Below are 15,186 nucleotides of genomic sequence, written 5' to 3'. Positions count from 1 at the left end.
ACCCCTCTGACCTGCGTAAATCGCAAGATCAGAGGGGTTCTCCGAAGAGTGGAGGTTAGGGGACCTTACTCGAACATAAAAGACCAGGTCAGAGCGCTGGAAGAACTCCACGAGAAGCTCCCCAGCCTCGATGCACCGGAGCCGTCGTCGATCAAGCGCGATCGGCCCCGGCGGGCCAGGCAACTCGGTGCCGACCAAATCGAGCAGTTGATCGCGGACTATCAGTCCGGCGCGACGGTGTACCAACTCGGTGACCGGTTCAGTATCGAACGGCGAACGGTCAGCAACATCCTCCACCGGCACGGCGTACCGATGCGCCGCCGCGGCCTCTCCCCCGATCAGATCGACGATGCCATCCACCTCTACAACCTCGGCTGGTCACTGGGGCGAGTCGGCCAACACCTGGGCGTCGCCCACACCACCGTACTGGCCAAACTGCGCGAACGCGGAATCCCAACCCGCGACGCCCATGGGCGTCCGCGTGTCGAAGCGGGTGACCTTCGATGACCCGGCCCGCAGCAATGTCAGCTCGATCAGGTTCAGACGGGACTGCCGTCGTTCAGGCTGTCACCGTGATCATGGGCGTCGTCGTCGCCCTCACGTTCCTGTTTGGCTTCGGCAACGTCCTCAGTCTCGCGCTCCGGCTCGGCGTTCCCGCCTGGGTTGCGCCGCTGGTCGCTCCTGCGGTTGATCTTTCGATTGTCGGGCTTCTGCTCGGTACGCGGCACCTAGCGCTCACCGGCGCGGCCCCAGACGTGCTTCGCCCGGCTCGTCGACTGCTGATCTTCGCGAGCGTGGTCACCCTTGCACTGAACGTAGCTGAGCCTCTCGTGGCAGGTGAGTTCGGGAAGGCGGCGTTCGACGCGGTCGGGCCGCTGCTACTGATCGGTTGGTCGGAGGTGGGCCCTGGTCTGCTGCAAGCGATCGGCACGACGAGTCGGGTGTCGGTCGTGACCGACGTGGCGTGGCCGGAGCCGATTGTTGGCGCGGACTCGGATGATGGTGTGCCGGAGGCACAGCCTCAACTCAACGAAGACATCGCGCGGCAAGGTGGCGAGCAAGCAGTCGAGAGGCGCACTCCGGAGGCCCTCTTGGCTCAAGCACGCCGGGAAGATGCAGCGCATCGTGCGGTTCACCAGAAGCCGATTTCGGCCGACAGCTTGCGTGTCCGGCTTGGGGTAGGCGCCACTCGGGCTCGCCAGCTCGTCAAGATCGTGCGGGCCGAGTTCGAGGAGCAGGTCGCTGGCCACCAACCCGCGAGCATGGTGGACGAGGTACAGGACGCGACGATCATCGCGGCATGAAGGACCGCGCAGTGGGTCCTGAGCAGGCACTCCTTGCTGATCTTTGGCGTGAGCCGACGCGGAGGCATCCAGCGAGGGATCTGCCAGATGACGTTGGTGTCTGACGTCGAGCCATCCGCCAGGCGTACAGTCCGGCGCCTGATCAGAGCTGCGGTGAACCCGCGCCATAAGATGGATCACGCGATAGACCTGCTACTCAGCGCCAAGCTATTTCCAGGAGGTGGCGTGATGTCAGCTACGTCTCGTAGGCCGCGCGTTGGAGGCTGGGTTGAGGTCGTCAGCGGTCGGAATGCTGGCGTGATCTTTCAGCGGATGGCCGAATATGACGACACTTACTGTTCGGGCCACTTCTGCCTAAATTGGTCGGAGTTGGTCGACTACGCGGGTGCCGATGGCGTCCGCGCATACAGGGCGAACCGCCGCTAAACATCCAGGTAGTAAGTGCCCCTCATCGGGTCAGCGGAAAAGGCTCGCGAAGACCGTCCACATCAGACTGCGCCTTCCGCAGCCATCCTACAGGCTTACCTGACCCATGCTTGTCGGGGAAACAGAGAAGGATGGTGCGGACGAAGTCGGCCATCGCGTCGTCGGCACGAAGGCTGTAGTGGACGACGGCTTGTTGCTCGGCGACATCAAGGGCGGAGAACTCCATCATCGCACCTAGAAATACGGTGGTCTCGCTCTCCGCTACCAGTTCGCGGAGCGCGGCCAGCACAGTTGTCGAGGTGTGCTCCTCCGGGCGACGCGGTTCGTCGTCGAGTTCGCTCCCATCGCGGTCGGCGTGGGCAATCCTAGGAAACCAGTCGATGAACAGGGCTTCGACATCGTTCTCTACGTGCTCGGCCGCCCAGTCGATCACGGACTCGATCGTGGTGGTGTCGCGGTGGCAGTTGAGCCACTCGGCCGTGTATCCGTTGTCGCGCAGGTAGTTGAATTGCGTCTCTAGCATCTTGCTGGCGTAGCGGTGGTTGCCTGAACTGATGCTGACGAGTTGCCCGAGGTCGAAGCCACCGTGGAGCCGATCATTGAGCTGTGACCAGGGGGTAGGCAGTTTCGGTGGTAGCTCTCCAATCGCAGTGGTGTCGCTGGCGTCGGGTTTCCAGGTGGCCGCATCGCGATGGAATCGTGGCCGATCGGTCTCTGTCTCGTCGGGCGGAACCTCGCCCACATCTTCGATCATCTGGTCGGTGGCCACTGTGGCCTCCGGATCGAGTGCCCTCTCTAGCTGATCGGTTACCTCGGCCTCGTGTTCGTGCTGCAGCCGAGGGTGATCGAGTCGAGGCAGACCCTCGTGGTAGTCGCAGGCGGATCCATCGCCGGTCCGGTCCGTACACGGCCTTTGGGATCTTGTGGCGCGCCAGCACATTCGAGCCGGGTTGTGCATCGAGCAGAACTCGGTGTAGCGGGCCGTGAACTCAAGTTCGGTGTCCCGCCTTCGTTGGCACTGCCCCAGGCCATAAGTGGTCATCTTGACGCACTGATCAGCCTCGCCGCTGCGTCGTTTCGGCTTTGGCTCGGCTCCGGGGAGCCCATCCCAGATCTCGGTGTCGTACGGCTGCAGAGCGGCGCGGTAGATGCTGGAGACCTCCCGGCAGGAGCGGTGCGCAGGCTCGGTCACCGGACCGGTGAGAGGCTGTCCGCAATCCGTGCACGCGCGGATAGAGACCTTGTCTGCGATGCGTGCCCGCCAGTCGGCGAGCTTCTCGCACAGCCGCCAATGTGGCGTGTACCGATCAGCGTCTTTGGCGATGTCGTAGGTAGCGCGGGCCAGCCAGTACCGGATCGGAACCCTGAACTCATGCTTCACGGGCACGAATTCGCCGCGGGGATGCTTGTCGACGAGGACCGGTCGGTTGGATACCAGCTCCCCGCGCAGGCACGATGCCGCGCACAGCGGGCAGCGCTCCGCGTAGAGCCGCAACCCGATCTCGGTCTCCTCACCGACCGCGCACTTGTGCCGACGCAGGCACTGGAGAGGGAGCTGACCTGGAACGATGCTGAGGTTCACCAGCCCACGCCGCTTGCTAATGGCATAGCGGTCCGATTCAGGCACGGCCTCTGTGGTGAACGGCGTGACGTCCAGCACGACCATGCGCTGATTGCGGCCGGTTGTGCCCTTGAAAACCGGCTTGCGGCACCCGCTGCAGTTGCCTCGAACCCACATCGTGCTTCCGCACCTCCCGCTGATCGCGCAGTGCCCGCAATGTTTGTCGCCCAACACGATCTTGCGGCGCTCAGTGCGGGGAAGTATCCCACCGGGCCGGCTTGCGACACGTGGGCCATCCCAATACCGCGGCGCGAGCCCAGTATCAGGGTGTAGCTCGGCCGAGACCTCGTCGTCGAACCGGCGGCGGGTCCTGCGGATCCTCGCTTTTCTCGGTGACCTGCCCATATTCGGCAAGCCATCCGGTAGCGCTGTAGTCGCCGCGCCGGGTGAAGACCGCTGCGCCGGATGGCGCGCCCACATCAGGATCATCGTCGTCATCGACCGTCGGAAGGTCGATCTCGGTGATGGCCCTGGTGATCGTCATCGGTGTCTGGGTTCGGCCGGTCCATGCAACCGCAGCCGCACCCGAGATTCCGCTGATCGCCACGTCGTGACTTCGCACGGTCAGCACTGCTGAGGTGGTCCGCTCGCGCAGCAGGGCGGTGTACGCGGCTTGGTCGAGCTCGCAGCTCGCCGGCGGTCGACCAGGAGCCCAGTCCGGGGCTCGCACACCGCGGCTCACGGCCGAGCGCCACATGCCGGGTACGAGTTCCTTCGCCCGTGCGCGGGTAGCCATCTGTTCGCACATCCAGAGCAGGCGGCCCGCTCCCCTGCCCGGCGCGCAGCCGCGCCACCGCACTCGCCGGTCCAGGTCGGCGGACACGATCGCGACCCACGGGTGGACAGTGCCCAGGCACCCCTGGGACGCGAGCCATGCCAGGTAACGCGGAGCCTGTTCCAGCACGGGGTACAGCGTGCCCATCGGAATGCCCGCGATCGCCCGCCGGTCTCGGCCGGTCCCTGCGAACAACTGTGGTGAGCGCGCGACGAGGAGCAGCGCCGCCCAAGCCAAGTCGCCGCGCTGGACACTCCCCGACGAACCCAGCCCCTGGATAGCGGTGGTGTCGGTGAGTCGCGAGCTGCGACCGCGCGCTCTGATCGCGGTGGCCACAGCAGGCCGGTTGGCCTCGGCGACCGGGGCGTCGGCCAGTTCCGGAACACTCACCCCCAGGACGCAGGTCAGCGCTTCCTCGGCAGTGTCGGCGTCCTCGGGGACCGGCAGCATGTCGAGCACCTGTCGCAGGCGTGCGCCGGTGTAGGTAGAGACCATGAGCTGAGCGGTCAGCCGTCCGAGTTCGGTGACCGCGAGCATGGTGTCGCCGTCGCGTTCGCGCTGGGTGAGGTAGTCCTTGTCGACGAGGAATCGGATGGCGCCCTGCACGGGCTCCACGTCCTCGTCACCCTGAGCGAAGGCGAGGGTCTGCCGCCACCAGGCTTCGGCCTCGACCACCGTCGTGATGCGTCCCTGTAGTACTTCGGCGAGCACATGGTCGGGCAGGCTGTCGTAGATCTGCGAGTAGACGGAGTAGCCCGCCATCAGGCGTGTCTGCCAGGCTGCGCGTTCGGTCTCGTCGGTGATCAGATAGGCCCAGCCCTCGGTCTCGCCGGCACCCACTCGCCCGGCCCTGCCGAACATCTGCATCACCGTCGCGGTGTCCATCGGCTCGGTGCCGATCCTGGTGTCGCGCACAATGACAGCTCGGGCTGGGAGGTTCACCCCGGCGGCCACGGTGGTCGTAGCGACCAGCACGTCGGCTTGTCTGTTGCGGAATGCCTTCTCGGCGGCGTGCTTGCCGTCCCAGTCCGCGTAGTGCAGCCGCACGCCGACCTCGGCGCATACCGTTTCCAGCTTGTCGAAGTCGGTCGGCCCTACCAGATGTACGGGAGCGCCGCGTTCGGCGGCGATCGTCAGAGCGGTCGACCGCACCTTGGGCTTGGAGCCGCAGAACACCAGCACGCTGCCCTTCTCGGTGGTGTGCCGCTGCACGAGGTCCGTGACGACCTGCTCACGCATCCGGGATGCCTCGGTGTGGCGGGAGCTGGCCGGCAGCATCGGCAGTTGCCAGGTCAGGCGGGATGGCCGCCAGGTGGTGGTCACCAGTTCGCCTTCCAGCCAGTCCGCGACTTCCGACGCGTTGGACACGGTGGCGGACAGTCCGACGATCCGCACTGGCGAGTCGGCTCCGCGTACCCGCGCGAGCAGAGCCTCCAGCAGAGCACCTCGGCCGGTGCTGCCGAGCAGGTGGATCTCGTCCACCACCATGCAACCCACTTCGGCGAGCGCCGTCTGCAAGGACGAGGCACGGCAGATCGCCTCGAACTTCTCCGTGGTGGCGACCCAGAGGTCCGCCGCGCGGACTTTCTCCACGTCCACCGCGTACTCGCCGGACAGTCGCTCGACACGCAGGCCTTGCTCGCGCCAGGTTTCGAGCTCGCGGTCCAACTCGTCGGTCAGCGTGCGCTGGGGCACCAGCCAGGCGGCCTTGCGTCCCTCCTCCAAGATGCTGCGCAACGTCGCGAGCATCCCGATCACCGTCTTGCCCGCACCTGTCGGCGCCGTGATCACCACGTGCCCGTCGCCGTCCACAATGGAAGGACATGCTTGGGCCTGCGCAGGATTCAGCGTCGGGTACGGCAGAAACCGCAACCAGTCTCGCGGTACGAGTTCCTCGGCAGGGACAGGCTGAGGCACCGTCGCCGGGTCGATCGGCTCGTACAGGTCCCACAGCAATGCGAACGCGTCTCGTGCCGCTCGCGCACCCGCGTCGGTCAGCGGCTCCGTCGGCTCCGCGACCAGACCAGCCATCCCAGACAACGACGGCGTCACCTGCAGCGGAGTCAGTGCACCGTGGGTGAGGTCGACCGAGGTGATCCGCTCCTCCTCAACCCAGTGTGGCACCGCACGAAAGGGGATACCGGCGTCGCGCAGTCGACTGCGCAGCCCCTCGAATTCTGGGGCGTCCGGAAATACGACCCGCACGTCAGCGCCGACAGGCAACGGCGGCACGACCAGCTGCAGATCCACCGTCTTGCACCAGTACAGCAACCGATGCTCATCAGCGCCCCCCGTCGAGGTGAGTGGCGCCGCGGTCTGGCCGCCGTCTCGTGCCTCGGTGTCGTCGGAAGCAGCCAGGATTCGGCGGATCTTTGCCGCCGTGACCGTTGTCGATGTTCGGCGAGCTGGCGGTCGGGTAGGTGTCGCGGTTGAGACCTGCTGAGGTGAGTCCGACGTGGGCTGTTGCGGCGCAACGGCGGGCATCGAGATCGCGGTGGAGGCCGTCGCCGGGGACGGCTTTCGGTCTCGGACGTCTCGTGGTTCCGTGTGCTCAGCGGTCTCGGCGTCAGCTTGCCGCGGAGGTCTGGGGGGCGCGAGCGCCGATCGAGTTTGTTGCTCTGCGGCCAGTCGAGCAAGGCGTTCGTCATCAGCGAGACGCCGGGCGACCGCCTCTGGCCGCAAGTCGCCGAGTACGGCTCGCTGTGACAACTCAAGGTCGCTGAGCTTGAACGAAGCCGGACAGGTCGGACATACCACGGCTGCCTGAAGACGTGGCTTGCCGAGATTGCCCGTGACCCGGTAGAGGCCGTGCAGGTTGCCCGCGCAGGTTGGGCACCGGCGATCGATCGGCTGAGGCGAAGGCTGCCAGCCAGGCTCGGCGTAGCGCGGGATCGCAGGCGAAGGCTCGACACCCCATAGGCGGCGAGCGACACCGGCGACGCTCGTGTCGGCCACGGCTCGATCATCCGGGTGAGTCATGCACCAGTACCTGTACCGAGTTGGGAAACGTGACCATACAGCCACTACCCAACACTCGGGTGGCACGTGGTCGGTACACCTGGGCGTACAGCAGGACAGGCACCGTCCGCATGCTGCAGACGACGATCAACCGCACCTCGCCGACATCACCAGCAGAGGCCAGCGATGGTTCCGCTCCGCACTGCGGCAACAGGTAACCGGGCCCTGAGACGTGGGGTGGCAAATCTGCAGACCGACTGTGACGGGAGGTGGTGCGAGTCCCTGCAGAGCCACGGCCGGTGTCTCGTCGCCGCGCACTTCGCATGAACCTCATGGAGCCCATCACCCGATCGTGGTGCCGCACCCGCCTGGGTTACCGTCCGACGACGTACTCATTGCTGTCGGGGATGTGGCCGAACCGAGGGAGAAAGTGGAACCAACCGCGAACTACAAGTTCGACGTCGAGCCCATCGCCGGTGTGGACGCCGAGCTTGTGGAGATCGGCCTGCAGTACTGGTCACTGACCGGTGTCGATCAATACGGCAGGCTCATGTGGACAGTACCGGCCAAGAGCATCGACACGCGGGGCCGCGGCCCGGCCAACGTTGTCGCAGCAGCAGCGGTGCGCGCTGTCCTACCCGACCTGCGGTGTTCGAAGTGCCAGCAGGAACTGCGGCTGCGCTCACGATCCACCCTTGAGACGGTGATGACCGGCGGTGAGGCGCAGTGCGTGGACTGCGATGCAAACCTGGTGCGACGAGCAGCGGCGTTGCTCGAACCCGAGGGTGAGGCGGCTCGGCAGCTCCGCGAAGATCAGCAGCGGCGCAAGCGACAAGAGCAGGATCAACAGGCCGCCCTCATCCAAGCCCGCACGAACTGGCGTAGCAGCCAACTACAAGTGCTGGCTTCCGCGTTCTCCCCTGGCCAACTGAGCAATGATCCAGTTCCGCACGCCTCGGTCGAGGCGGAACTGACCGTGCTGACGCTGCTGCGCTTCGCCGCTGCGACGAGCCCGGTGCCTCCACTGCACGAGTGGCACCACCCTTTTCCTTTCCATGCCAATCAGGATCGCATCCACCATCTGATCAATGACGCGCGCAGCGCGAGCCTCATCCGGCCCGATACGGGAACGCCCCCCGAAGCATTCGTCTGGGATCCCCCAACCTTGCAGGTAGCGTGGGATCTCGCCGAAGGCGATCCCTCCCGCCTGCAGGCCCCGACACTCACCGGCAGCTACTACCCGCTCAAAGTGCGCTGGCAGATTCCGTTCGGGCCGAGCCCGGACACTGGCCGAGAGCGCCTGGACGCTCATCTGTGTGATCGACTGACGTTGGCGAGCCTCACCGCGCAGCGGCAGGAAGATCTGCTGCGGATTGTGCATGAGGTCCTTGCAGCGGAAGCAGTGCGATTCTTTAACCGCGAGTTGGAACGGCACAACCTGCCTGAGGTTGCGGAGAACCATGCACCACGCCTGTCTGACGCCGTGGACAGGGTTGTCGCCGAATACTCGCTCGGGTTCGCGTACTACCTCGCGTGGAAAGCGGCGAGAACCGCTGCTGCCTCCGCTCAGGCCAACCCACGGGCACCGCTGCGCAACATGACGACGCACGGGGTCAACGTGTTCGAGCGCGACGCACAGCGCGCTCTCGATGAAGCCGGTCCAGCGGCTCGGGAGTTCGACGAGAACTCGAAGTTTCCGCTCGCAGCGACAACGAAGACACTGTTCTACACGGTCCTTGAGATGGACCCCATGCGGACCAGTCTGGCGGCAGCACGAGTCGCACTGCCGCCTCCCGCCCCGACTGTGGCGACCCCCGCAAACCGCTCCACATCAACGACAGAGGAGACCAGTCCAGGTTTCCGCAAGGGGTCCGGCACGTGGGTCGAATTCACCGGGGACTCGCAGTCCGAAGTCGTGATGAGAGCCGGCCTGTACCTGCGCCAACTCGAAGAGCAGGTCAACCTTCATGCGCTGGTACTGGCGATGAATTGGGAAGCGTTTCCGCTGGAATACGCCGACGGATACCTTCTCCGACTTGAGCTTGACGGCGTTACCGCCGAACAACTGCCGCCCGAGGCAAGCCCTACCCCGGATGTCACCTCGGCTACAGCAGCCAGCGACGAGGACTGCCCTTCAGCGGGGAGTGAAGGAGACAGAGACATGCCGTCCTGAGTTTGCCGTCAGGGCCGTAGGTATCGAGACCAGCACGGCAACCCGATGACCTCCTCGACCGTACTGCGGCACCTACCAGCCTGGGGGCTGTGTGCAGCCGTTCCGGATGGTCAATCACGGGCGTAGTCCTACGAGTTTTCGATCATGGCCGCGAATCGGGTGGTGCCGCCGCCCACGCCACAGCGGAAGCAGTGGAACGTCCCGTGCAGCGGCCGCACATGGAACGCCGTGGACCGGCAGAACGGACACAGCCCTCGCCATGAGTCGTCGCATTCGGGCACTAGCAGAGTGTGCTGGCGTACAAGCGCAAGCAGGTGATCAGGGTCGTTCGGTCCAGGATCAGCCGCGCTCACGGTCGCCATAGCCGGGACGGTACTCATGCCGAGGCGTGTCGCCCTGCATGACCGGCGTGTGCATTTGACTGCAGCAACTAGTGATCGATTTCAGCCTAGATCAGTCATCAGTCTCGAACCCAGGTTGGTGAGCGTGCTCGACAGTCAACTCGTCTAGGCGGTCGGCAAGGTGGCCGTCGAGGTCGGCAAGTTTCGCGCGGGCGGTACGCAGGGCACGATGTTCGCCGATCGGATCGGAGTCCCAGCCCGCTTCGCGGGCCTGGTCGACCAGATGCGTGATCTCCCGCAGCGCCTGGTCGAGGTCGGTACGGCTGATCGCGCCGACACAGGTGCCAGTCCTCACGGCGCCACCGCCAGGCCTGGGCCAGTCGGGCTGTGAACTGCGGCGCGAACCTGGCGGGGCACGCGAACCTCGACGGCGTGCGGCTCGGCCCCGTGGTGCCGAAGGTAGGCGCCGTAGGTCTGCGGAGTGCACCCGGCCTTCTCGGGCAGGTACGGCGGTTGCTGCCATCCCGCCCAGTCGCAGGCGTTGGCGTGGTCCCACACGGTGACCCGGAACCACAGCTCTTCCCAGTCCCAGTCGCGTTCACCACGCAGGGCCGTGAACTGGCGGGCAAGCACCCGCTCGGCGACCTCTTCCGCGCTCACGGCCCATTCCATGCCGCCGCTGTCCTGGTCACGATGGACCGGATGAGTCGCTGTCCACCAGTCGCTGCCGTCGTCGCTGGTCTCGACCAGCCACGTGTACTCCACGCCAGGATCGCGCAACAGCGCACCAGTAACGTCGGAGTCGACGGCGGGGACAGAGCCAGGTCATGGCCCCAGTCTGGCTGCGGCGAGCCAGGTCGAGACGCAGCCCGCGCCGGGAGGTCCCACCAACGTGTGAGACCACGTCCCGCCGCCACAGTGGTCAGGATTCGGGTCGTGGGCCTGAACTTCGGGCGCGTCCTCTCGCGCTGCGACCCGCACATCGCAGCTACACCGGCATGGTCGGGGTGCACCCCACCGGACACCACCTCCTCGGTCGCTGGTCGAGGACGTGATGCCGCACTCGGACGAGTTGCGTTGGCCATGACAGGCGACGCAGAATCGAACCCATGTTCGAGGAGGTGCGGGTGAACAGGGAGTTGGGCGAAGTTCGCGAGCAGGGTGTCGAGGTCGTGCTCGACCGGAACGCCGTGTTCCCGGACTGGTTCACGCGGACGGCAAAGACCCCGACGTTCCTCATGCAGACGCAGGGGTTGTTCCTACCGCCAGAGATCCCGGCGACGCTCTACGCGTGGCTATACACGAAGACAGCGCGTCGCCTCGGCTACGTCGTCTACGAACGGCCGACGGTGTTCGGGCCGTTGGCGATGGCCCACTTCGTGCCGCAGGCGATGATGCGGAAGTCCTATCCGAACGGCGAGGAGCCGTACTGACCTCATTGACGATCGCGGTGAATCTCGCGTAGGCGGACGGAACTCCGCCGTACGGCGTCGCCCCTGGGGCAGGTTGTTCGACGACACGGGCCCACAGCTTCATCGGCGGCTGAGTGCTTTCATAGACACGTGGGACTCGCGAAGAGGTACATGGAGGAGATCGAGGCGCGTGGCTTCGGTGAGACCGGTGACAAGACTGTGTGTCTGGAGTGCATCCACGACGACACTCTGCGTGAGGAGACCCGCCGGCACCTCACCGAGACGACGTGCTCGTTTTGCGGCACCACGGTCGATGACGCAGCCGAGCCGATCGCGGCCTCCTTCGAGGACTTCATGTACATCGTCGTCGAGGCCGTGTGGTTCCTCTACATGTCAGTCGACGACGCAGGTCTTGTCTATGACGAGGGTGAGTGGTACGGCGGCGAAGTCCTCGATTCCGCCGAAGTCGCCTACGCCGTATGCGAGGGCGACGTCACCTATGACGTCCTCGATGCCATCGGCGACGTGATCACGCAACAACTGTGGACCGAGTCCCACATCTCCGAGTCGCCGCCCGACAAAGCTCTAACCTGGGGGTGGGAGGCGTTCTGCCAGAAGGTCAAGCACGAATCACGGTTCGTGTTTCTGTCGACCGCTGAGGAATCCTCGGGGCACCCGGATGACTTCACGGCCGCCAACCTCCTGAGCAGGTTGGAGAAGATCATCATCCACAACGGGATCTTGCTGGCGGTACCGGCTGGACGGGTGTTCTGGCGCGGCCGGCTAGCGGATGACACTGGCAAGGTTGTCGAGTTCAAGACCGCTGCGGCGTTGGGCTCCCCGCCGAAGGAACGCGCATCGAACAGCCGAATGAGTCCCGCTGGCATCTCCATGTTCTACGGCAGCGAGGACATCGACACAGTGGTCGCCGAGATCGGAGCGCACAGCACTCAGCGTTACGCCGTTGTCGGGGCGTTCGAGACAGTACGGGATCTGACGCTGCTCAACCTCGCCGACCTGCCACCGGTGCCGAGCTTGTACCGCGACAGCGGACGGGGGCCGCACTACTACGAGCTCAAGTTCCTGCACTCCTTCGCCGCTGACCTTGGCAAGCCCATCACCATCGATGGCAGGGAACACATCGAGTACGTGCCCACCCAGGTCGTGACCGAGTACCTGCGGTACGTCCCCGACTTCAACGTCGACGGCATCCTCTTTCGCAGTGCGCAGAACGACGGCGTGAACTGCGTGCTGTTCTGCAACTCAGACGGCTGTGTCGACTCAGACGCTCCGCCCAGCAAGCCGTACCTCAGCCCCGAAGATCTCTACCTGCGCCTTCAACCCGACACTGTCCAGTGCGTCCGGATCGTCACGAAGGTTGCATGTGTCTAGCAGGCATTACCCTTTGACTCCAACGAGAATCGTTTGGTTGCGCTAGTAGCCGGGCAGGGTGCCGCCAACTAAGTCGCCTGACCAGGGGGCATGCGGCGCTCGTCCAAAGTGGCCCCAACTTCGAGCCGGCTAGAGGACCGCGGACCTCTCGACAGCCCGCCAAGTGGCCATGCGTCGGTGGGCGTTCGAACGACATGACGCCCAGCAACGGGGTCTCTCCGGTCAGATCGGAGGCGAGGAGTATTCGCGTCCCAGATCGGTCCTGGCGGGTCGGAACGAATTCAGTGACGACTGTCGTGGAGTAGGTGTGACTCAGATCGACAACCGGACACCGGAGCGGACGACCGAGGGCAAGATGAGCGAGGAGCGCGAGCCAACCGCAGCCAAGATGCTGGAGTGGCGCCGCGACAGCGTGTTTCTCCCTGAGGCTAAGGCGACCGCGGAGGAGTTCCCCCACCTGCAGAACATCTCGACGGCCTTCATATTCGGCGGGATGGTTCGCCCTATCGAACCGGCTCCGCCGGAGTACGTCACGATCTCGATGCCGTACCCCTCGTCGAATCGGGAGTTCCTCGCGCTGGTCAAGTGGAACATGCTGTGGGAGGCGGCCCAGCTCCGACGCCGCTTCTTCGACTTGAACGACCTGCCGAAGCCGATGGCGAAGATCGCGGAACTCGGCGACGTCAACGTCACGTTCGTCTCGCGGACACGGACGCGGTACTTCGAGTACGCACCGCTGTTTCACCTTCTGCCCAAGCGCGTCCTCGACATGTTCGGCCTGCCGCTGCTGCGCGGCGGTCAGTGGCCGTTCATGGCCGATCACGTAGGAATCGACGACTTCCTGGTGGTGCCCGACTTCGAAGCCAGGCTTGCCCGCGCTTGGGCGTGGACAGTGTGGCCGCACCTGGTGTCGGGGTCGAAGATGAAGGTGTTCTCGGCCGACGACCCGATCCGGCTGCTGGCTCACAACCTGGACTTCTGGGTGCCCGCCGTCACCGCCGCCATCCAGGATCGGCTGCTAGCCTTTCCGGAGGTCGACAAGGGCAAGACTCCCGGCCCGGTTACCCTTGAGGACGGCAGCATGCTCGTAGGCGCCGTGGCCGGCAACCCGCGGATGGGCGGACCCGTGTGGTTCGGCGAGGACGACGCACGCGACGCCGTGGCCGAGACCGTGGAGGCCGCCGACCGGACAGGCCGACTTCGCGGCATCCTCGACGCGGTCCGTTCCCATCGGGTTGAGGACGACTTCTCCAGCCACTGGTCGTACGCACGCGAAGACTTCGAACGCAAGCTGCACGGCAAACGACGCAAAGTCACCGTGAAGTTCGTCGAACTGGCCGACACCACTCCGGTCCAAGGGCCCGAAAGCGAAGTTGTGGGCAACCTGGTCACCAACGACTTCCTGACGATGCTGGACGCTCGAAACCAGCAGATCGTCGTGCTGCTCAACAGCGGCGTGACCAGTAAGACCGAAATCGCAGACATGCTCGGGTACGCCAACCACAGCGCTGTCTCAAAGCGCCTGGCGCGGATCCGTCGGGCCGCCGAGGCATACTTCGACGAGAGCTAGACGTGCGGAAGGCGGTAGGAGCGCCCAACTTCGGCGTCTGAAGTCCTTCGAGCACAGACCGCGGGGCCGCACCGTGAGCCCACACAACGGCTTCTTGGTGACTCTGGGCTGGCGGTGTCATGCGTCGTCCATGGGGCGATTAACGCCAAGGGTCTCCGTCAGGACGGCTTCGGCGGTCTGGACGGCGGCCATGAGGTCGTCCATCAGCGCTTCAGGGACATGTCCAGCACCAAAGCCTGCTCGACTGATTAGCAGGGCCAAGGCTTCGGTCTGCTTTGAGGTTGCCCGCTTTCGACATCCTGGATGTGCCAACACTTCCCGCGCAACAAACGCATCTGCCGATCGTTCGGCTTCCTCGATCAGTTCCGTGCAGAGAAGTCCTGTGTCCACCTCTGCTGCGATCGCGAGATCTGCGCCGACCAGCCCGAGACGAATCCAGGATAGCCTCGTGGGCCGGTCTGACGCCCCGCAGACGCGACGAACGTCGTTGACCATGTCGATGACATCACCGGCAACCAGGCTGTGCTCGTTGAGGAGTATGTAGTTGCGAAGGCAGTTCGCCACCGCCCGCTCCCAGTCGTCACTCGTCACGGTGTCGTCGAGAACGTCGAGTGCGGAACCGGTTTGCCCGTTGACGGCAAGAGCGATGATTCGTGTCTGACGAGCTTCGCGGAGCCGATCCTCTGCATCATCGTACTTCGCGGCATGCACCGCAGCGTTCATCCACTGGCGGCTCGCAACGAGCGCGCGGGTTCCGTCCTCACGCAATACCTGCCGAAACCATGTGTCTACAGTGGACATACGTCCTGCGATGAGACCGTTGAAGTCAAATAGTTCACCGTGGATCAGGGCGTTGCCGCCACCGCGGACGGCGTGATTGATAGCTTCGAGCTCACGGTATGAGCCTTCAGGGTTACCCGCTCGCCGGGTCAGCCGGGCGAGATTCACCAATGGCTGGAGCGACGCGATCGCTGCACCGCCGTGCAGAGGTGCCGCCGCTCGAAACAGCTGGAACTGTCGACAGCACAGATTGATCGCGACGTCGACCAGGCCGCAGTCAGCCATGAGTAGCGCGGACAGGTTCCACACGGTGCAGGCGCGGCTGATCCGCTCGCCTGTGGTGGTTTGCCTGCCACAGGAGTTGACGCAGTCACACAGGTTTCGCACCTGGGTTTCCAAGTCAGGACAGCGAAAGCGCCGCTGTGACACAAGAG

At 64.9% G+C, this 15,186-nt stretch carries 12 protein-coding genes; 6 read left to right on the top strand and 6 right to left on the bottom strand.

What is annotated here, in order from left to right; genetic code table 11:
- The first annotated feature begins 48 nt into the window (after window positions 1-48).
- Window positions 49-507: a hypothetical protein gene (locus QSK35_RS15265; protein ID WP_285746492.1), complete on the top strand. Its 459-nt coding sequence runs from the start codon at window positions 49-51 to the stop codon at window positions 505-507.
- A gap of 14 nt (window positions 508-521) precedes the next feature.
- Window positions 522-1,304, top strand: a complete 783-nt coding sequence (locus QSK35_RS15260) for a hypothetical protein (protein ID WP_502881662.1) — start codon at window positions 522-524, stop codon at window positions 1,302-1,304.
- Window positions 1,305-1,752: 448 nt separating this feature from the next.
- Here QSK35_RS15260 and QSK35_RS15255 read toward each other — a convergent pair whose 3' ends face one another.
- Together QSK35_RS15255 and QSK35_RS15250 are read right to left on the bottom strand one after the other, a co-directional pair.
- Window positions 1,753-3,396: a hypothetical protein gene (locus QSK35_RS15255; RefSeq protein ID WP_285746489.1), complete on the bottom strand. Its 1,644-nt coding sequence runs from the start codon at window positions 3,394-3,396 to the stop codon at window positions 1,753-1,755.
- Between the two features lie 217 nt (window positions 3,397-3,613).
- Complete coding sequence (locus tag QSK35_RS15250; RefSeq protein WP_285746488.1) at window positions 3,614-6,376, bottom strand: DEAD/DEAH box helicase; 2,763 nt, start codon at window positions 6,374-6,376, stop codon at window positions 3,614-3,616.
- Window positions 6,377-7,514: 1,138 nt separating this feature from the next.
- On the opposite strand from QSK35_RS15250, the gene QSK35_RS15245 reads away from it, so the two are divergent.
- Window positions 7,515-9,257, top strand: a complete 1,743-nt coding sequence (locus QSK35_RS15245; protein ID WP_285746487.1) for a hypothetical protein — start codon at window positions 7,515-7,517, stop codon at window positions 9,255-9,257.
- A gap of 128 nt (window positions 9,258-9,385) precedes the next feature.
- On the opposite strand, the gene QSK35_RS15240 is transcribed toward QSK35_RS15245, so the two are convergent.
- The 3 genes from QSK35_RS15240 to QSK35_RS15230 all read right to left on the bottom strand — a co-directional run bounded on the left by QSK35_RS15240 (window position 9,386) and on the right by QSK35_RS15230 (window position 10,378).
- Entirely contained in the window at window positions 9,386-9,619 is a 234-nt protein-coding gene (locus tag QSK35_RS15240) for a CHC2 zinc finger domain-containing protein (RefSeq protein ID WP_285746485.1), read from the bottom strand.
- 91 nt (window positions 9,620-9,710) lie between these two features.
- Window positions 9,711-9,953, bottom strand: coding sequence for a hypothetical protein (locus tag QSK35_RS15235; protein ID WP_285746483.1), 243 nt, complete (start codon window positions 9,951-9,953; stop codon window positions 9,711-9,713).
- Window positions 9,950-10,378, bottom strand: a complete 429-nt coding sequence (locus QSK35_RS15230) for a hypothetical protein (protein ID WP_285746481.1) — start codon at window positions 10,376-10,378, stop codon at window positions 9,950-9,952. Before QSK35_RS15230 ends, QSK35_RS15235 begins: the two co-directional genes overlap by 4 nt.
- A gap of 347 nt (window positions 10,379-10,725) precedes the next feature.
- On the opposite strand from QSK35_RS15230, the gene QSK35_RS15225 reads away from it, so the two are divergent.
- The 3 genes from QSK35_RS15225 (at window position 10,726) to QSK35_RS15215 (ending at window position 13,972) form a co-directional block, all read left to right on the top strand.
- The gene (locus tag QSK35_RS15225; protein ID WP_285746480.1) at window positions 10,726-11,031 is read left to right on the top strand and encodes a hypothetical protein; all 306 of its coding nucleotides are present in this window, start codon (window positions 10,726-10,728) and stop codon (window positions 11,029-11,031) included.
- Window positions 11,032-11,160: 129 nt separating this feature from the next.
- Entirely contained in the window at window positions 11,161-12,402 is a 1,242-nt protein-coding gene (locus QSK35_RS15220; protein ID WP_285746478.1) for a HEPN-associated N-terminal domain-containing protein, read from the top strand.
- A 307-nt stretch (window positions 12,403-12,709) separates the two neighbouring features.
- Complete coding sequence (locus QSK35_RS15215) at window positions 12,710-13,972, top strand: sigma-70 family RNA polymerase sigma factor (RefSeq protein ID WP_285746476.1); 1,263 nt, start codon at window positions 12,710-12,712, stop codon at window positions 13,970-13,972.
- A 117-nt stretch (window positions 13,973-14,089) separates the two neighbouring features.
- On the opposite strand, the gene QSK35_RS15210 is transcribed toward QSK35_RS15215, so the two are convergent.
- Entirely contained in the window at window positions 14,090-15,151 is a 1,062-nt protein-coding gene (locus QSK35_RS15210; protein WP_285746475.1) for a hypothetical protein, read from the bottom strand.
- Window positions 15,152-15,186 lie beyond the last annotated feature (35 nt).

Source organism: Lentzea sp. NBRC 105346 (genome assembly GCF_030269605.1).
Taxonomy (GTDB): Bacteria; Actinomycetota; Actinomycetes; order Mycobacteriales; family Pseudonocardiaceae; genus Lentzea.
This window is presented reverse-complemented; position numbering and strand designations above follow the sequence as displayed.

Coding starts and splice junctions, on each gene's coding strand:
- QSK35_RS15255 (WP_285746489.1), bottom strand. CDS start 3,396: ATGGTCGTGCTGGACGTCACGCCGTTCACCACAGAGGCCGTGCCTGAA.
- QSK35_RS15240 (WP_285746485.1), bottom strand. CDS start 9,619: ATGGCGACCGTGAGCGCGGCTGATCCTGGACCGAACGACCCTGATCAC.
- QSK35_RS15260 (WP_502881662.1), top strand. CDS start 522: ATGTCAGCTCGATCAGGTTCAGACGGGACTGCCGTCGTTCAGGCTGTC.